Source organism: Providencia sp. 2023EL-00965, from assembly GCF_033550225.1.
GTDB classification, from domain to species: domain Bacteria; phylum Pseudomonadota; class Gammaproteobacteria; order Enterobacterales; family Enterobacteriaceae; genus Providencia; species Providencia manganoxydans.
On the sequence record NZ_JAWUEH010000004.1, the window covers coordinates 99,400 to 119,007 of the forward strand.

Below are 19,608 nucleotides of genomic sequence, written 5' to 3' on the forward strand. Positions count from 1 at the left end.
AAAAATAATTGAGATCAAAGGGATAGATTATAATCAACTCAGAATGTGATTACGGTTATCTCTCTGATTTATCCGCTAAAAAAAGTTTTTTTATAACGATTTTTGCTGCCTCTACTTGTATCTTTTTAAGTTCGTTGTAGACTTTAGCTTGTTAAGGTTATGGCATTATTTTTTACTTTTTATAAATTTTTGTAGATAATGTCAGCGAAACCTAGCAAGTATTTTAAACCAATGGCGAATAATAAGGCTCATTGAAGCCATGCCTATATTGGATGATAACGAGGCGTAGAAAATGAAAAAGACAGCTATCGCAGTAGCAGTGGCAGTAGCAGCTTTCGCAACTGTTGCGCAGGCAGCTCCAAAAGACAACACTTGGTATACAGGTGCTAAACTGGGTTGGTCTCACTATGAAGATACCAAATTCACACCAGTTGACCGTACTGACTCTGTAGGTAACAGCACTGATCGTGATACTTTCGGTGCTGGTGCATACGCAGGTTACCAATACAACCAGTACATGGGCTTTGAGCTTGGTTATGACTGGTTTGGTAAAATGAAATACAAAGGTGCTGGTAACAGCGGCGACCTGAAATCTATGGGTGTGTCTCTGACTACCAAACTGAGCTATCCAGTAATGGATGACTTAGACGTTTACACTCGTTTAGGTGGTATGGTTTGGCGTACAGACGTTAAAGCTAACCAAGCTAACGAACCTAAATACAAAGAGAACGACACTGGCGTTTCTCCTGTATACGCACTGGGTGTTGAATATGCAATCACTCCAAACTGGGCAACTCGTTTAGATTACCAATGGGTTAGCAACATCGGTGATAAAGACAACCTAGGCGTACGTCCTGACAATGGCATGCTGAGCGTTGGTCTAGCATACCGTTTCAACCAAGAAGCAGCTCCAGTTGTTGAGCCAGCTCCAGTTGTTGAACCAGCTCCAGTTGTTGAGAACAAGCGTTTCACTCTGCGTTCAGACGTTCTGTTCAACTTCAACAAAGCAACTCTGAAACCAGAAGGTCAGCAAGCGCTGAACGAACTGTATAACGAACTGAGCAGCATCGACCCAACTCAAGGTCGCGTACTGGTAGTTGGTTTCACAGACCGTATCGGTTCACAAAACTACAACCTGCCACTGTCACAAAAACGTGCTCAGTCAGTAGTTGATTACCTGGTATCTAAAGGCGTTCCAGCAAGTGCAATCGCTGCTGAAGGTCGTGGTAAAGAAGATCCAGTAACTGGTAACAAATGTGACGACGTTAAAGGCCGTGCAGCTCTGATCGAGTGTCTGGCTCCAGACCGTCGCGTTGAAATCGAAATTCAAGGTACAACTGAAGTTGTAACTCAACCAGGTGCTTAATTCTTAGCCCTAGTTTGAATTTCAGACTGAATATCAGAAACCCCATTTCGATGGGGTTTTTTTTGTCCCTACGATTCAATATATACCAGTTCGTCTAGACAAAAATCCAATCAATCACTCGTTATATTGAAAACTATATGGCGGGGGCAAATTCACGTAGTGGCTATACGAAAAATTCGACAATTGAAGTATGGTAGGTATAGATACTACCCCTTCATTAGAAAGTGGAGGAAGCAATAATAGAATAAAAAGCCACACTGATCATTGACGATCGTTGCAACACACCATCATGATCTGAATAATTATTGTTTACTATTTCCTAAGATCGCTTGAAGGTCTTGTTTTAACGAACTCATCTGGCTTTCGTACTTATCTTTATGTTCAGCATCTTCGATCAACTGGATGATCGTCTCAGATAGTGTTTTATTACGTTTTACGGCAAGGTTAGATAAACGCTGCCATACTGAAAAATTGAGATCGATTGATTTCTTTCTAGTATGTTGTTGCTCTGCGTTAAAGTGGCGTTTCCGTCTAGCTCGAATGCTTTGTTTCATCCGATTATCTAATTGCGGATCCATATGCAATGAAATCCACTTTAGAACATCCGTGGGCTGGTTTTCCATTTTCAGTAGTGAACTGATGGCTTCTTCTTCCGCACTTCTTTCGATATAGCGGGTGATTGTTTCACCATTTCTAGATTTTTTGACCAGATATTCCCATTTCCAGCCACATTCCAGATTTTCAAGCTGCTGATATTTCATATATTTTCCCGACGAATATCAATCCTAATTCTATATTAGCAATTTTAGAATAGAGTGCACAATCAAACCACAATATTCAACTTACTATCCACAAAGAAGATAACAACTAAGCACAAAATAGTGTACAATCCGCCGTCATCTGTTAACAATTTAATAAATTAAGCATGTCCACATTCGAATGCATACTCCTAGTATACGGGATAGGCGGTGTATGCTCTGCGCTTGTAACACTACTCCTGACAAAAGATCCTAATATTTTTATGAGACTACTCAGTGCACTACTTATTGGTTTAACGTGGCCAATGTCATTTCCCGTCGTACTGTTATTTTCTTTATTCTAACCGATTATTCGACAATTATTGCTGCAAGATTGCCTTTCAAACGCTAATATAGCAACCTTGCCCAATGGGTAACAAATTGACCTGAAAACAATGTAAAATATCCAAACAGGATTCAGGCACACGCGCCCTGCTCACCGACAGGCATTTTACTTATAATCATATTAATAGCAGAAAAATTATAGTGATCAGTCAAGAACTAACATGGCAAGGCCTAACCCCCGACTTAACGCCGTATCAGGCTAATTTTGTCTCTTCAGATACCCTGACACCCACGACTTTGTCAGAAATCCAACCAAGACTGTTTGACAGTATTGCGCGTTTTATTAAAGAAAACGCAAGGACTCGATTTATGTTTATCAAGTCCGATGAAAGTGAAGGTTATCTACAGACATTTGCCGAAGCAATCAGCCCTTTACTGACACATTTTTCGCCAATTAATGGTGACTATCAGCTTACCGATAACGAGCAAACATTTAAATGGTGCTCTGATCTTAATGGACGCTTTTCAAGCCGTACAAGTATCGCTTACCGTCATTGGATCGAACCTGAGCAATTGTTTGGCTACGTTACCCCATCAAGACAACTCATTCCAGGCCTATTACACCATGTTAATGGTGGTGTATTAATTTTGTCGGCGGCGGCGCTAGTCTCTCAACCTCTAATGTGGCAGAGATTACAAAGCATGGTTGCTAGTCGCCAACTTGAATGGCTACCATTTTCGGATACTCAACCTCTTCCAATAGAGATTGAGCCACAGCCACTTGATCTAAAATTGATCATTGTTGGTGATAGACTCGAACTCGAAGAGTTTGAATATACGCATTCAAATCTGTTTGATAACGCTCTTTACGGTGAATATGAGCCTGTCATGTTCTTTGATGATGAAGAACAATTGACGCTATGGATGCGTTACATCAAATCAATTATTGTCACAAATCAGCTTCCTGAGATTAGTGCTGATGGTTGGCCTGCACTTATTCACCAAGCCACTCGGTTTTGTGAAGATAAATTTAATTTACCCTTAGACACTCATTGGATAACACGTAGATTAACGGATGCCTCCCATTATCAGACAGATAATATCATGGGTCATGAGGCATTTACTCAAGCCGTAGAAAACCGTTTGTGGCGTCATAGTTTCCTTTCTGAACGCTCTCAAGATGATATCTTACAAGAGCAAGTTTTCATCAAAACAGAAGGCGAGGTCATAGGCCAAATCAACGGATTATCTGTTTTACAGTATCCGGGTTATCCAGAAGCATTAGGTGAGCCTTCACGTATCACCTGTGTTGCTCATTTAGGTGATGGTGAATTCATTGATGTTGAACGCAAAGCTGAACTCGGTGGAAATATTCATGCTAAAGGCATGATGATCATGCAAGCCTATTTAAATTATGAGCTAAAATTAGAGCAACCTCAGCCATTCTCAGCGTCAATTGTTTTTGAGCAATCATATGGTGAGGTAGATGGTGATAGCGCTTCACTCGCTGAGCTATGTGCTCTCATTAGTGCACTAGCACTTCAGCCTATCGATCAACAAATTGCGGTGACCGGTGCCGTTGATCAGTTCGGTTATGTCCAACCTATTGGTGGCGTTAATGAGAAGATCGAGGGTTTTTATGATATTTGTGCTAAACGTGGGCTAACGGGAAATCAAGGGGTGATCATCCCAATGGCAAATGTTCGCCATCTGTGTACCAATGAAGCTGTGACGAATTCGGTTAAAGAAGGTCAATTTCATATTTGGCCTGTTGAACATGTTGCTCAAGCGATTACCTTACTCACCCGACAGCCTTATTTTGAGCAACAAGTTGAAGGCGACAACGTACACTTGTTAGCTCTAATTCAAGAACGTATAAACCAAGCAAATTCGCCAGAAAAGCCAAAACTACCTTGGTTCCTAAAATGGCTCGGCTGAAGAAAAAAATATCAGATCGGAGTTGTTCAGCGTACAAGTGTAAGCTATCCTGTATCCTTACTCATAATTAAGGCTATCAGAAGAACATGGTTGATAAACGAAGTTCCTACACAAAAACTGACTTAGAAGCTTCCGGACGAGGCGAATTATTTGGTGAAAATGGTCCTCCATTACCCTCTGGCAATATGTTGATGATGGATCGCATCATTACAATGACTGAAGATGGCGGCACCTTTAATAAAGGTTATGTTGAAGCTGAGCTGGATATCAATCCAGACTTGTGGTTCTTTGGCTGTCACTTTGTTAATGACCCTGTCATGCCGGGTTGCTTAGGTCTTGATGCTATGTGGCAGTTAGTTGGCTTCTATCTAGGCTGGCTTGGTGGTGAAGGCAAAGGCCGTGCACTTGGTGTAGGTGAAGTTAAATTCACAGGTCAAGTTCTTCCAACTGCTAAAAAAGTCACTTATCGCATTAATTTTAAACGAGTAATTAATCGTAAGTTGATTATGGGTCTTGCCGATGGTGAAGTGTTAGTTGATGGTAAAGTTATTTACGTCGCTAATGATTTAAAGGTTGGCTTATTTAAAGACACCAGCGCGTTTTAATCTCATACTCAAATTAAGCGCCCAATGCCAAAACCTCCGCCTTTGCGGAGGTTTAAAAATTGTTTAAGGGGATTAAAAAAACCGTTTTTAAATCGGATTTTCTAACAGGTTAGTATAGTTGTTCTGCACTCTCAAAAAAGACTATGCAGAAAGAATTGCCCTGTCCTCCATGGCTTTACGCCAACCTCCCAACCAATGCGAACGTGCATCCACTGCTTGATATGGACACAACTCTTTTGAACGTCCTGCAATACCTGCTTGATAACCTCTTGATAATGCTCTTTCTAAACGGTCTCGTTTCTGTCTTTTCATGCCTTACTTCCCTCATCGATTAAATGGAAAAGAAAACAGCACCTATGCCCCTGAGACTTCGAGCTAGCAGTTAAATTATGCTTAGTTACCTTACTGATGTCCTATAGATAGCTTCGCTTACCGCTAATGGCACTCGAAGTTTTGTTGGGGATCATTTCATTTAGGTACACTATAGAAATAACGCTGGGCGACGAGAAAATCAAGTAAAGAATTTCATATAAACGTCATAAATGTTATAAATGTGACTCAAGCTTTCAAAAAAAGACAACTATATGATATTAATAATATAATTTTTATTTTTTTGTAAAAAGATTCATATATGAGTAGTTACCTGTTGAATAATCAGACAAAAAAATACACCTCAGTTAAATAAAAACATGAGGTGTATTTATCTATATTCGTCATACTTCAAGTTACAGCATTTTTCGTTGAGGTATAAGAGGTGATACTCATCGCGCCACACATTGTTATTAGACTTCTAACGACTCGCTCACTTGTCGCACTGCTACATCTTAAATGATTCAGAAGATAGCATTAGGTCTTGATTACAATTTGCTAACCTCTTTCGCTATTTCATCAGCAACTTGCTGCCACCCACTGGCTAAAGTGCGGACTAATTCAGGGTAACCATCTTCTTTTTGTTCTAATTGAATATCAAAATTACGACGAACGACTTCTTTACCATGCGATAATGTCCAGAATCCCTGAACTAGCACTTTGCCATCATAACGTCCATTGAAACTGGTTAACGTAATATCCAGTATATCTGGCGAATTTTGCAATGGCTGTAATGACACCAAACGCCCTGGCAATGCTGAAGAGAGTTCACTTACCATAGTTTGGCCAAGTTGCTGTTCTAAGGGGCTAGCCCATAAATGAGAGCTGGCATTATTGTAGCTCACATCTGAGGTTTGGTAAGTGATACCATTCGATGTCAAAACATCCGCTAACATCACTCGCTGTAACCAAACTTGGTTTTGCTGCCCCATGATTACCGCTGCTTGTGTTGCCGGTGCTTTCACCGGCAATTGGTAATACATTTTTTCAGGGGTGCTGCTACAAGCCGCCAGCATTAAAACCAATATCGATACCAAATATCGCATTATTTTTTCACTCCTTTAGGTACAGGATCTTTCGTTGGCTCAGCTTCGAATACCAATGCATTACTCTTATTATTCAAAGTACGCAATAATGGCTGAACTTCTCTTAGAACCTGATCTAAGCGCTGCATATTATCAACCATCTTATTATAAGCAGGAGACCCCGGCTGGAACCCTTGCATTGCACGGTTCATCTCATTTAAGGTCTTTTGCAGATCTTGCGGCAAGTTTTGGAATTCTTTGCTACCCATCACTTTATTTAGCTCTGAGAGCATGACCTGCGCTTCTTTAATGGTTTTTTGCCCTTCAGCTAACGTTTGTGTTGTTTGATTCAACATTGGCTCAATTGGCATGCTATTGACTTTATCCAATACAGAAATCACTTTCTGCTGAATTTGCGCTAAGCCACCGCTAGTAGTAGGAATAATTTTATAGCCAGCAATCTTATCTGGTCCTTTGTATTCAGGCACATTAGGTACGAAATCAAGGTCAACAAACAACGCTCCAGTGAGTAAGTTCCCTGATTTTAATGAAGCCCTTAATCCATCTTTCATTGCCAATTTCAGTTCATTTTTTAGATTGAAATCAGCACCAACGTCTTTAGCGAAACGTTCTGGTTCGATGTGGATCAATACAGGGATACGGAAGTCATTATCTAACTTCTGGTCAAGCCCTTCGGTATAAAACGGGACTTGTGCCACGGTACCTAAACGGATCCCACGGAACTCGACGGGTGCACCCGGTTGGAGCCCACGGACTGAGTCCGAGAAGAACAGGACAAAGTCTTGATACTCGGTATACAGGGAATTTTGGATACTACTTTGATTATCAAAAAGTTTAAATTCTGTATTTTCTTTAACTCCTTCACCTGGAACCCAACCTTGCGGAACGTCAAAGCTCACACCACCAGTTAATAGCGTAGTAATTGAGCCTAGCTCAACGTGGATCCCTTGTGATGACATATCAAATGCAATCCCACTGTCTTTCCAAAAGCGGACATTTGAGCTAATCAATTTGTCATAAGGCGCATTGATAAAGAGTTGATAACGCATATCGCGATTTTTCATATCAAAGTCGCTCGTTTCAACCGAACCAACGCGATAGCCTCTAAATAATACAGGATCACCTGCATTTAGTTGCCCAGCCCTATCGCTCACTAATACGACACGGATCCCCTTCGCATCAGGGGACGCTAAAGGTGGGGCATCTAATAAGGTAAACTCACTGTGCTCTTTTGTCGCATTTCCCGGTTGTAACTCAATGAAAACCCCTGAAAGCAAGGTTCCCAGCCCTGATACACCTTCACGGCCAATCGTTGGTTTAACAATCCAGAAAGCAGAGTCTGTACGCAGCAAATCTTTCATATCACTATTGAGGCGTGCTTTGATCACTACTCGGCTAAAATTGTCATCTAGCGTCACGCTTTCAACAATACCGATATCCACACTGCGGCTCTTAATTTTAGTTTTACCTGCTTCAATGCCTTCCGCATTAGAGGTAATTAACGTAACTTCAGGCCCTTGATGGCTAAAGTGATAAAAAAGGATCCACGCACCGATTAATACAGTGACAATGGGGATCACCCAAACAGGTGACCAACTTTTCAGTTTACTGACTTTGGCATTCGCCTGTGGTGCTTCATGTTCACTCACCCAATGGCTCCTTCTTGTTCAACAGCTTTTACCGCATTTTTCTTTTCGCAGCGATCCCATGTCAATCGAGGATCAAAGGTCATCGCAGCAAACATCGTTAAAATAACGACGACACCGAAGAAAATAACGCCCTGTGCAGGGACTATACTCATCAATTGGCCCATTTGAACCAGTGCGGCCAAAATGGTAATCACAAAAACGTCAATCATTGACCAGCGCCCCACATATTCCACGAGTTCGTAAATAAAATGCATACGATGTGGGTCTCGATTACCATAGCCTTGTGAATCAAGGCATAACCATGCAATACCGATCATTTTGAGCGATGGAACCATAATACTGGCAATAAAAATAATTAATGCGACAGGATATGAACCATCACTCCACAATAAAATCACCCCATCCATAATAGTAGAATCCATATCACTGCCTAACATATGTGTTGTCATAACGGGTAACACATTTGCAGGGATATAAAGGAGGAATGAAGTCAACAACAGAGCAACTGTCCACTGTATGCTCTGATGTCTACGTACGTGGCCTCGTGCATGACAGCGCGGGCATTGCGATTGTTCAGCAGGTAAAATAGCAGTACAAACCAAACAGAGTCTTAAGTTTTGGCTAATACCTGTTTTGCCTACCTCCAGTTTTTGATTCAGTTTTGGAGCCGCTTCAATTTTATTCCATAACCAGTGCCTATCAAGACATTGAAATGCCCTAACTTGCAGCATACAAAATAAACAATATGGCAAAAAGCTCAATCCAACACCGATATCACCATAAGCAATCAATTTAACAAAGCTAACTAATACACCCGCTAAAAAGATTTCCGCCATGCACCATGATTTCATTTGGAACAATATGCGGCTCATCCCAACTTTGAGACCCTTAGGGATGTGTACTTGGAGCCCTAGCAGTATGATAGTGACCATACAAAACGCAGGGATCACTAATGAAAAGAATAAGAAAAATAACGCTAACCCGCTATAACGAGTGGTAGAGATGATCTCAATAATCTGAAAAAGTGAGATTTCATTTTCAATACCTGCCGCCCCCATTTTGACAAATGGGAACAGGCAAGCAATCAGCAGCATTATTAATGCGCTAAATGCATATGCAGCAGGTTGCTTATACGGATATCGCCACTTTGAAACAAGCGTCGTATGGCAACGTGGACAGGTTGCTTTGGTGCCCTGTTCTAATTCAGGCACCGCAACAAGCATGTCACACTGTGTACATAACACATGTTCGTGAGACTCATGAGAGCACAAGGTGATCCGCCCCTTTTATTTCCTAGTGTGAGAACTATCCGTTCTTTAATAGTTCCAGCTCTTGCCAACGGTCGAATGCTTGTTCTAACTCTTGCTCTTTTTGAGCCAATGCACTCAAGGTTTTTTCGGTCACATCATGAGGCTGATTAAAGAAGTCTGCATCACCAACCAAATTTTGCAGTGCTTCAATTTCACCTTCAAGTTGTTCCAGCTTCGATGGTAATTGTTCTAGTTCACGTAGTAAATGATAGCTTATCTTATTATTTCGCTTTGAAGGTTCTTTTCCTTTCGGCAATTTCTCTTCGTCCGCTATTTTACTTGGTTGTGAATTTTTCAAACTAACGGTTTGTGCTTTTTGTTGCTGGGCATCAAAATACCCCCCTGCATAGCGGTTGATCACACCATTGCCTTCAAAAATCCAGCATTCTGTGACGCTATTATCAACAAACTCACGGTCATGGCTAACTAATAAAACAGTACCTTGATAGCTATCCACCAACTCTTCGAGTAGCTCTAGTGTCTCAACATCAAGGTCGTTGGTCGGTTCATCAAGAATAAGTAAGTTACTTGGCTTTAAAAATAATCGAGCCAACAATAACCTATTACGTTCTCCACCTGACAATGCGCGAACTGGGGTCATGGCTCTTTTTGGTGGGAACATAAAGTCTTGCAGATAACCGAGTACATGGCGAGGTTTACCATTTACCATCACCTCTTGCTTACCTTCCGCAAGGTTATCCATCACCGTCTTATCAGGATCGAGCGCCGCGCGATGTTGATCAAAATAAGCAACCTCTAATTTAGTTCCACAATGCACTCTACCGCTACTCGCCTTTAAATCACCTAACATCAGCTTGAGTAACGTGGTTTTACCACAACCATTTGGCCCGACTAATGCAATTTTGTCACCGCGCAAAACTTGTGCACTAAAGTCTTTAACTAGCACTTTATCATTAATTTGGTAGTTAACGTTTTCTAGTTCAAAAACAATTTTGCCTGAACGAGCCGCTTCTTCTACCTGCATTTTGGCGCTGCCTAATACTTCTCGACGCTCTGAACGCTCAACACGCAATGCTTTTAACGCACGAACGCGGCCTTCATTGCGCGTACGTCTTGCTTTAATACCTTGACGGATCCACGCTTCTTCTTGAGCTAACTTACGATCGAATTCTGCATTTTGCATCTCTTCAACACGCAGTGCTTCTTCTTTCGCAATCAGATAATTGTCGTAGTTACCCGGCCAAGACATCAGCTTTCCTCGGTCAAGGTCAACAATACGTGTTGCCATATTGCGAATAAATGAGCGGTCATGGGAAATAAAAACAATACTACCTTGGAAATCTTTCAAAAAGTTTTCTAACCACAAAATGGTTTCGATATCCAAGTGGTTAGTCGGCTCATCAAGGAATAACACGCGTGGGTTACTGACTAAAGCACGGCCTAACGCCGCTTTACGCAACCAACCTCCTGATAATGAAGAAAGCTGTGCATCCGCAGGTAGATCAAGCTTTTTTAACACGTCGCTAATACGCGCGTCCAATAACCATAGATTTAGGTTATCAAGCACATCTTGCAATTCAGCCAGTTTATTTAAATTCTTTTCGCTTGGATCTTCTTCAACCAATTTAGAAACATGATGGTAGTCTTTAAGGTAACCCGCTTGCTCTGCAACACCTTCTGCTACAAAATCAAAAATAGTCCCTTCAACGTTACGAGGAGGATCTTGCTGTAAGCGTGCCACAATCAAATCTTGTTGATAAAGAAGTTGTCCATCATCCAATGGCTGCTCTTTCGTCAACACTCGCATTAGCGTCGATTTACCTGCACCATTACGACCCACTAAACAAACGCGTTCGTTTTCTTCAATATGAAGTTCAGTGTTATCCAACAAAGGCGCATCGCTAAACGCAAGGTATGCACCTGATAAATTAATTAAAGCCATTGATATTATCCTTTACGCTGCATGGCGAATTAGCCAGCAGTTATGAATCTGACGGTTTCGAGCAAAATCTTCTGAGCGAGTTTTGGCGGTAATTTCTTCTGCTTGTAGCCCTAACTCAGTGAGTGCTGCGAGATCCATTTTAAAACCACGCTTGTTATTGGAAAACATGACAGTTCCCCCTTTACGTAACAAACGTTTTAAATGTGTGATCAACTGAATATGGTCACGCTGTACATCAAAAGTACCATCCATACGTTTTGAATTAGAAAACGTTGGTGGATCAATGAAAATCAGATCAAACTGCTCATTGCTATTCGCTAACCAATTCAAACAATCAGCTTGGATCAATCGATGCTGACGTCCCGTTAACCCATTCGCCTGTAAGTTCTTTTCAGCCCATTCTAAGTAGGTACGTGACATATCAACAGAAGTGGTACTCTTCGCGCCACCGAGCCCTGCATGTACCGTCGCAGATCCTGTGTAACAGAATAAGTTTAAGAAGTCCTTAGCGTGACTCATTTGCCCTAACATACGACGAGCAATACGATGATCCAAAAACAGCCCTGTATCCAAGTAGTCTGTCAGGTTAACCAACATTTTTGCGTTATATTCATTGACTAAAAAGAAATCATCTTTCTGAGCCAATTTTTCATATTGCTGTTTACCCTTTTGACGCTGACGTGTTTTTAAAATCAATTGGTTCGATGAAAGTTGTAACACATTCATCGTTGCGGTGATCACATCAAATAGGCGCTGGCGTGCTTTGCGTTCGTCCACTGTTTTGGGTGGAGCATATTCCTGAACCACCACTTTCTCACCATAAATATCAACGGCAACGTTATATTCAGGTAAGTCAGCATCGTAAACGCGATAGCAGTCAATACCTTGCTGTTTCGCCCATTTACTCAGTTTTTTATGGTTTTTACGTAGCCTATTGGCAAAATCGGGTGAGATTTCACCGACAGTATCTGATGGTGTTTCAGCTAATAGGTAATTTTTTTGTACGCAATCCAACGGACCATTTTTCGCTTTAAATTCGCGTTCAGAACGTAATTGTAAGCAGCTTAATAATTCAGGTGAAGCACTAAAGATAGATAAACGCCACCCCGGAAAGCGCGCTTTAACAACTCTGCCTAATTGGCTATGCAAAGCAATCAGTGCAGGCTCACTTTCTAAGCGCTCACCGTAAGGTGGATTGCTAAGAATGGTCCCTGTTACTTCCGCTGTGACTGGGTTTTCCAGCATTGCTGCATCGCCTTGATTAAAGCTAACCAGCTCCTGTACACCAGCTCTACGTGCGTTAGCACGTGCCATATCGAGAACACGCTTATCTATATCAAAACCATAAAAACGTGAAGTGGTTTCTTTCAAGCCTTGGCGAAAACGGACTTGCGCCTCAGTGGTCAGCTCGCGCCAAAGTTCAGGATTATATTTTGACCATGCATAGAACCCCCAGTGCTCGCGATGTAGACCCGGAGCCCTATCAGCCGCTATCATTGCCGCTTCAATCACTAATGTTCCTGAACCACACATAGGATCGACCAATGGTGTGCCTTTTTGCCAACCCGAACGGTTAATAATCGCCGCGGCTAAGTTTTCTTTTAATGGCGCTTGCCCCGCTAGATCACGATAACCACGAATATGTAATGAATCACCGCTAAGATCGAGTGCAACGCTAGCTTTTTCTTTATTTAAATAAACGTTCACACGAATATCGGGTTGCTGACGCGCTACATCAGGACGCTGATCAATTTTGCGAACAAAACAATCGACAATCGCATCTTTGACTTTTAATGCCCCATATTGGCTATTACGAATTTCTTCGTTGGTTCCGCTAAAATGAACTGAAAAAGTATCATCGACAGAAAAAATTTCTGTCCAATCGATAGCCTGCACACCTAGGTACAGATCTAAGTCGCTATAAACATCAAACTCATTCAATGGTAATAAGATACGGGATGCCAGCCTGCTCCACAGCAGACTCTGATACATCACCCGTTCATCAGCCTGAAAATGAACGCCCCCTTGTGCAATTTTGCACTGGCTAGCGCCCAGAGCCTCTAATTCAGATTTCAGTAGTTCTTCTAGGCCACGAGCTGTGCTGGCAAACAGAGAATTCATAGTATTTTTTACCAATTTGGATGAAAAATTGTTGCGCATTATAGCTAATCTTATGCACTTGTCATAAAGTTGCTCAGCAACAATTATAAGGATTAAAAAATGATAACGCTTTCGCGCCTTTATACACACCCAGTCAAGTCTATGAGAGGGATCCGTCTATCCCATGCCTACGCAGATACTAGCGGGCTAATATTTGACCGTAATTTTATGGTAACAACACCTGAAGGTAAATTCATCACCGCAAGAAAATACCCGCAAATGTTACTATTTACACCAGCAATGTTAAATAATGGTCTGTATCTCAAAGCGCCAGATGGTGAAAGTGTGACGGTATTGTATCAGGACTTTGATCAGAATCAGAGTCCAACTGAAGTTTGGGGCAATCATTTTCATGCACTGATAGCCCCAGAAGCCATTAATACTTGGTTAAGTGGCTACTTTGATGAGCCCGTACAACTTCGCTGGTTAAGCCCTCAACTATCACGTCGTGTCAAAACTATGCCTGAAGTGCCAATGTCTTTTGCTGATGGCTATCCATTTTTATTGATCAATGAAGCTTCAGTGCAAGAATTACAAAGACGTTGCCCCGCCAGTGTCAAACTAGAGCAATTTCGCGGTAATTTGATCATCACGGGAGCCAAGCCTTTCGAAGAAGATACGTGGAAAACAATCCAGATCGGTGACGTTGTGTTTACCTTAGATCGTTCATGTAGTCGTTGTATTCTAACAACCGTTAGCCCAGAAAAAGGCATCAAACACCCAAATAGTGAACCATTAGCCACTTTGCAAACCTTTCGTACTCAAGAAAATGGCGATGTTGATTTTGGGCAGAATGTGATTATCAATAATACGGGGGTTATACGTGTTGGCGATAAGGTGACGGTACTTGAGACAAAACAACCCAATCAATATATACCGAGGCAAAGAGAAACTGATGCTGATCCTGTAGCAGCAACACCGCTAAGTACGGTAACAGTAACTTTTGAGCATCAAGAATATGAAGGAAATAATCAAGAAGTTATCCTTGAGCAGCTCGAATCAAAAGGAGTATCGCTACCTTATTCATGTCGCGCAGGAATTTGTGGTAAATGCCAAATAAAACTCATTGAAGGTGAAGTGACACCGTTAAAACAAAGTGCAATTAAAGATAATGGCTATATATTAGCATGCAGTTGTGTACCCAAAAGTGCAATTAAATTATCTTTAAAATAAATCCAAGAACCATCATAAATTAATTATTATTTTAATGATGGTTTTATTGATCTTATAAAATCTAAAAAAATACAATTCGATCATGAGTGATCTATTACATTACTTTGCCATAAACTAGCCCGCTAGGCTTACGTTTATATTGCATCATGCGATCGTTCATGATCTTAATAGGATCACAAAAGCGTAATGTGCGATCTGGTAATTCTAATTGTGACTCTGCGAGTAAACATAAACTCGCCGATGCGCCTGCTTCAGCAATAATAAAAGTGGCAATATTGCTGGTGTTTTCTAAACAGACTTGAATAAGTTGACCTTGAGCAGGCTCAGTGATGTCATGATAGGACGAAAAATACCAACTCTTTGGCATTTGTGGTTTTAAAAAGCGAAAGGCGACCAAGCTATTTAAAACTAATTCTGCTCGTTCTTCATTTGACAGATTTAGCCTTTTCGCTTGCTCATCGAATATATAAAACTCACCAGCATCCTCAATACTAAAAGGCATTTCAGTACGCGCAAACGCAGTTAACATTTTTGCTGGAAAACATGAGCGAAATATCATGCCATTGGCGAGATCTAACATCACCCGATCATGGTCATGATCAAAATACCACCGCCAGTGATCATCGGGTTTTATTTTCATATACGAACCCTTTTTTTGATGTATCAGTAAAAAATATTTTATAACTGCATATACTCTAAATAATTTGAGGTACAGCTAAACATAAATAATGGTATGTTGAAACATAGAGGCTATGAATGTTATCAAGCGTCTTCAACGTATACTTAATACTACTATTCTAAATCTAACTTGCCATACCCTAACTTGAACTATTGTGAGTATAAAATATCGACTCTATATCAATATAAAAGAAAAGGGGGCACAAATAAAGCCCCCTTTAGGTAAATTTACAGTTAACTATATATGGTTCACAATATCTTTTATTAATTTTGGCCCATGATATATAAAACCTGAATAAATTTGGATTAATGAAGCCCCTGCTTCCATTTTTTCTCTAGCTGAAGTTAATGAATCAATTCCACCCACACCAATAATTGGTAATTGGCCATTTAACTCACGAGAAATTATCCGGATCACTTCGGTGCTTTTAAGCTGCACTGGACGCCCACTTAATCCCCCCGCCTCGTTGCAATGATTTAACCCTTGCACTAAAGAACGGTCTAAAGTGGTATTTGTCGCGATAACACCATCAATATTATGGCGAACCAAACTGTCGGTCACTTGTATTATTTCTTCTTCGGTTAAATCAGGTGCAACTTTGACTGCAACAGGAACATATTTTTGGTATTTTGATTGTAATTCCAATTGCTTTTGCTTAATTCCACTTAATAAATCATCTAATGCTTCACCATATTGTAATGTACGTAAACCCGGTGTATTCGGCGATGAAATATTAATTGCGATGTAACCTGCATGGCTATAAACCTTATCCATGCAAATTAAATAATCATCTTTTCCTTGTTCAACTGGCGTATCTTTATTCTTACCAATATTAATTCCAATTACGCCACCGTAAGTTGATTTTTTAACATTCTCAACAAGGTTATCTACACCCTTATTATTAAATCCCATACGGTTGATCAACCCTTCAGCCTCTACAAGCCTGAATAATCGAGGTTTATCATTACCTGATTGAGGACGAGGCGTCACAGTGCCAATCTCAACAAAACCAAAACCCATGGCACCAAAAGCATCAATGCACTCACCATCTTTATCTAAACCGGCGGCTAACCCAAGTGGGTTTTTAAATGAAAGCCCCATACATTGAACGGGTTTAGTTGCGACAGATTGGCGCAGAAGACATTTAAAAGGGGAATTATTCAAACGCTGAAGCTGGCGAAAAGTCAGTTCATGGGCTTTTTCTGGATCAAACTGGAATAGAGCCTTGCGGGCAAGGTGATATAGCATATCTGATAACCTATTAGCGATTAAAGACACAATGCTCCGCGCGTCAAAACACCCGCCAAAATTTAATTTGCCGAGGCTATTTTAACAGGGATACATTTTCATCCGATAAAACGCGACATAGATTACCCTATCTAAGCCTGTTTAATCTATGAAAAGATCAATTTATTATGAATTAAGCAATCGAATCGCCACATACCCTTGATCTTCATCTCAACATTATCGAATTGATTAAAAAGAAAACACCCCTGAGAAATTTCTCAGGGGTGTTTGATATCAGCGCGCAATTAAACGACTTTAGCTCTCAAGCGCTTTAGTGACTTTTTCAAATAGATCACCAGAAAGATTATCTAGACCTTTTAGCTGTTCTAAAGTATTGCGCATCAAGTTTTGGCGTTTTTCATCAAAACGCTTCAAACGGATCAGAGGCTCAATCAGTCGTGAAGCCACCTGTGGATTACGCGTATTTAGATCGACTAAGATTTCATACAAGAACTGATAACCACTACCATCCAGTGCATGGAATGCCGCTGGATTACCTGAAGTAAATGCACCAACCAATGAACGGACTCGGTTTGGGTTACTCATGGTGAAAGAGCGGTGATTTAACAGGCTACGCACTGTTTCCAGCACATCAGCAGCTGGACGACTGCCTTGCAAGGTAAACCATTTATCCATGACCAAGCCATCATGATGCCAGCGTTCATCAAACTCAGCCATTAACTCAGCTAAACATGGCAATTGAGATTCACTCGCTGCGGTCAATGCCGCTAATGAATCTGTCATATTATCTGCACCATAGAACTGTTTAGAGACAAGTTTATCTGCGAGTGGTTGATCATCCCCTGCCGCAATGTATTGCAAGCACACATTACGTAAAGCACGTTTAGCAATATCTTGATGATCAACACGGTAACCATCAATTTGGATTGACTGATAAACCGCTAAAAACTCATCAGCCATTCCTACCGCTAATTGGTGAGCAATAAAATCAGCAACAGCATGAATCGCATCTGGGTCGATGATTTGGAAAGACTCCGCCATCTCATTTTCGGAAGGCAAAGTTAAAATCAACGCCGCTAAAGCAGGATCAATATTATCGCTCAGTAGAACAGCTCTAAACGCATCAATGACATGCTCAGGCAATATCAGTGTTTTGCCAGCTTGATAATGCTCGACATTGATCTTCACATAATTACTAATCAATTGCTGAGCAGCATCCCAACGAGAAAATTCATTGCTGGCGTACTGCATTAAAAATGCCAGTTGCTCATCACGGTATGGATAGTCCAATTTTACTGGTGCTGAAAACTCACGTAGCAGAGAAGGCACGGGACGACTCGTGACTTCATCAAACGTAAAACTTTGTGACTCTTGGGTGATATTTAAAACCGAGTTTACTGGACTACCGAGATGTTGTAATGGAATAACCTCGCCATCTTCACCATACAGTTCGATATCTAATGGAATATGTAATGGATGTTTCTCTGATTGATCCGCGGTTGGCGGGGTCATCTGACTGACATGCAAGACATATTGCTGTTTTTCTGGGAAATATTCATCGCGAACAGTAAGAATTGGCGTACCTGATTGGCTATACCAACGACGGAATAGAGAAAGATCGACATTCGAGGCATCTTCCATTGCCTGCACAAAATCATCACAGGTCGCTGCGCTGCCATCATGGCGATGAACATATAACTGTATCCCTGCTTGGAACATCTCTTCGCCTAATAGCGTGTGGATCATGCGGATCACTTCAGAACCTTTTTCATATACCGTTAACGTATAGAAGTTGTTCATTTCGATCACTTTTTCAGGACGAATTGGATGGGCCATTGGGCTAGCATCTTCAGCAAACTGAGCCGCTCGCATCACTTTAACGTTATTAATCCGATTAACCGAGCGAGATCCCAAATCGGAACTAAACTCTTGATCACGGAAAACGGTTAACCCTTCTTTAAGACTTAATTGGAACCAATCACGACAAGTAATGCGGTTACCAGTCCAATTGTGGAAATATTCATGACCAATAACAGATTCAATATTTAAATAATCTTTGTCTGTCGCTGTTTCATTTTTAGCGAGTACATATTTTGAGTTGAAAACATTTAGCCCTTTGTTTTCCATTGCCCCCATATTAAAGAAGTCAACGGCAACAATCATATAAATATCAAGGTCATATTCAAGGCCAAAACGCTCTTCATCCCACTTCATGGCATTTTTTAGCGATTGCATAGCCCATGGAGCACGGTCAAGATTGCCTTTATCAACAAATAGTTCAAGCGCCACTTCGCGGCCAGTACGTGTAACAAAGGTATCCCTAAGAACATCAAAATCCCCTGCGACTAACGCAAACAAATAACTTGGTTTTGGGAATGGATCTTGCCATTTTACCCAATGGCGGCCATCTTCTAATATGCCATCCGCAATGCGGTTACCATTTGATAATAAATAAGGATAGCGTTGTCGATCCGCCGTAATTGTAGTCGTGTAACGTGCTAACACATCAGGGCGATCTAAATAATAGGTGATATGACGAAAGCCTTCCGCTTCACACTGAGTACACAGTGCATCACCAGAAACATATAACCCTTCTAATGCGGTATTTTTTTCAGGACTAATTTCATTAACAATACGCAGAGTAAAGGATTCAGGCAACGATGACAGCACCAATTTACTATCTTGTTCTTGATAATCTGCCCATGCATGACCATTTACTTCAACACTGATTAATTGCAAATCTTCACCATGAAGCTCAAGCGTGGAAGAGTTCGCATTCAGTCGTTTGACTTGGCTCACTGCCGTGACAACTGTTTTTGCAGGATCGAGATTAAAATCAAGGTCAATTTCTGAGATGGTGTAATCAGGGGCTTGATAGTCCTGACGATATTTCGCTTGTCGCAACTGGGTCATAAGTAACCTTTTTAATTCGTAAATTCGATATCGTAGTTTTCTCTTTGTTTTTTATACTCTCAATAATTCGAGATGCAGCTAGGCGAGCAGTGAATAAGTCGCTAGGAGCATAGCAAACACGGTGGCTAATGTGGGTGAACTTAGTCACTGCGCTTTAAAACGATGCT

At 41.1% G+C, this 19,608-nt stretch carries 15 protein-coding genes; 5 read left to right on the forward strand and 10 right to left on the reverse strand.

The genetic code is table 11. From position 1 onward, the window contains the following. Nucleotides 1-292: 292 nt before the first annotated feature. A complete protein-coding gene (ompA, locus tag SC428_RS07185) occupies nucleotides 293-1,366 on the forward strand; it encodes a porin OmpA (protein WP_140180691.1) in 1,074 nt (357 codons plus the stop codon). Between the two features lie 302 nt (nucleotides 1,367-1,668). Here the strand turns inward: ompA and matP are convergent, their stop codons facing one another. After that, nucleotides 1,669-2,127: a macrodomain Ter protein MatP gene (gene matP, locus SC428_RS07190; RefSeq protein ID WP_070924867.1), complete on the reverse strand. Its 459-nt coding sequence runs from the start codon at nucleotides 2,125-2,127 to the stop codon at nucleotides 1,669-1,671. Nucleotides 2,128-2,291: 164 nt separating this feature from the next. Here matP and SC428_RS07195 point away from each other — a divergent pair, with 164 nt between their 5' ends. From SC428_RS07195 to fabA, 3 genes are all read left to right on the forward strand, one after another. After that, the gene (locus SC428_RS07195; RefSeq protein WP_081335818.1) at nucleotides 2,292-2,468 is read left to right on the forward strand and encodes a GhoT/OrtT family toxin; all 177 of its coding nucleotides are present in this window, start codon (nucleotides 2,292-2,294) and stop codon (nucleotides 2,466-2,468) included. A gap of 181 nt (nucleotides 2,469-2,649) precedes the next feature. Beyond that, nucleotides 2,650-4,386: an AAA family ATPase gene (locus SC428_RS07200; protein ID WP_070924868.1), complete on the forward strand. Its 1,737-nt coding sequence runs from the start codon at nucleotides 2,650-2,652 to the stop codon at nucleotides 4,384-4,386. An 86-nt stretch (nucleotides 4,387-4,472) separates the two neighbouring features. Further along, the gene (gene fabA, locus SC428_RS07205; RefSeq protein ID WP_070924869.1) at nucleotides 4,473-4,991 is read left to right on the forward strand and encodes a bifunctional 3-hydroxydecanoyl-ACP dehydratase/trans-2-decenoyl-ACP isomerase; all 519 of its coding nucleotides are present in this window, start codon (nucleotides 4,473-4,475) and stop codon (nucleotides 4,989-4,991) included. Nucleotides 4,992-5,132: 141 nt separating this feature from the next. On the opposite strand, the gene rmf is transcribed toward fabA, so the two are convergent. The 6 genes from rmf to rlmKL all read right to left on the reverse strand — a co-directional run bounded on the left by rmf (nucleotide 5,133) and on the right by rlmKL (nucleotide 13,389). Further along, entirely contained in the window at nucleotides 5,133-5,303 is a 171-nt protein-coding gene (gene rmf / locus SC428_RS07210; protein WP_070924870.1) for a ribosome modulation factor, read from the reverse strand. A 545-nt stretch (nucleotides 5,304-5,848) separates the two neighbouring features. Beyond that, entirely contained in the window at nucleotides 5,849-6,406 is a 558-nt protein-coding gene (pqiC, locus tag SC428_RS07215) for a membrane integrity-associated transporter subunit PqiC (protein ID WP_070924871.1), read from the reverse strand. Continuing rightward, nucleotides 6,406-8,055 carry an intermembrane transport protein PqiB gene (pqiB, locus tag SC428_RS07220; RefSeq protein ID WP_140180695.1) on the reverse strand — a complete coding sequence of 550 codons (1,650 nt, stop codon included), beginning with the start codon at nucleotides 8,053-8,055 and terminating at the stop codon, nucleotides 6,406-6,408. Before pqiB ends, pqiC begins: the two co-directional genes overlap by 1 nt. Next, nucleotides 8,052-9,326 (reverse strand): membrane integrity-associated transporter subunit PqiA, encoded by a 1,275-nt coding sequence (gene pqiA, locus SC428_RS07225; RefSeq protein ID WP_140180697.1) that lies wholly within the window; start codon nucleotides 9,324-9,326, stop codon nucleotides 8,052-8,054. The genes pqiB and pqiA overlap by 4 nt, the downstream gene beginning before the upstream one ends. Nucleotides 9,327-9,360: 34 nt before the next feature. Then, nucleotides 9,361-11,268 (reverse strand): ABC transporter ATP-binding protein, encoded by a 1,908-nt coding sequence (locus SC428_RS07230; RefSeq protein WP_070924873.1) that lies wholly within the window; start codon nucleotides 11,266-11,268, stop codon nucleotides 9,361-9,363. 12 nt (nucleotides 11,269-11,280) lie between these two features. Continuing rightward, on the reverse strand, nucleotides 11,281-13,389 hold the full coding sequence (gene rlmKL, locus SC428_RS07235) for a bifunctional 23S rRNA (guanine(2069)-N(7))-methyltransferase RlmK/23S rRNA (guanine(2445)-N(2))-methyltransferase RlmL (RefSeq protein WP_318706621.1): 2,109 nt from the start codon (nucleotides 13,387-13,389) through the stop codon (nucleotides 11,281-11,283). A gap of 99 nt (nucleotides 13,390-13,488) precedes the next feature. On the opposite strand from rlmKL, the gene SC428_RS07240 reads away from it, so the two are divergent. Then, a complete protein-coding gene (locus SC428_RS07240) occupies nucleotides 13,489-14,601 on the forward strand; it encodes a YcbX family protein (RefSeq protein ID WP_070924874.1) in 1,113 nt (370 codons plus the stop codon). A 94-nt stretch (nucleotides 14,602-14,695) separates the two neighbouring features. Here SC428_RS07240 and SC428_RS07245 read toward each other — a convergent pair whose 3' ends face one another. The 3 genes from SC428_RS07245 to pepN all read right to left on the reverse strand — a co-directional run bounded on the left by SC428_RS07245 (nucleotide 14,696) and on the right by pepN (nucleotide 19,441). Continuing rightward, on the reverse strand, nucleotides 14,696-15,241 hold the full coding sequence (locus SC428_RS07245; protein ID WP_070924875.1) for a cell division protein ZapC: 546 nt from the start codon (nucleotides 15,239-15,241) through the stop codon (nucleotides 14,696-14,698). Nucleotides 15,242-15,517: 276 nt separating this feature from the next. Continuing rightward, the gene (pyrD, locus tag SC428_RS07250) at nucleotides 15,518-16,528 is read right to left on the reverse strand and encodes a quinone-dependent dihydroorotate dehydrogenase (protein WP_140186255.1); all 1,011 of its coding nucleotides are present in this window, start codon (nucleotides 16,526-16,528) and stop codon (nucleotides 15,518-15,520) included. 294 nt (nucleotides 16,529-16,822) lie between these two features. Further along, nucleotides 16,823-19,441, reverse strand: a complete 2,619-nt coding sequence (gene pepN / locus SC428_RS07255; RefSeq protein ID WP_318706624.1) for an aminopeptidase N — start codon at nucleotides 19,439-19,441, stop codon at nucleotides 16,823-16,825. Nucleotides 19,442-19,608: the final 167 nt, after the last annotated feature.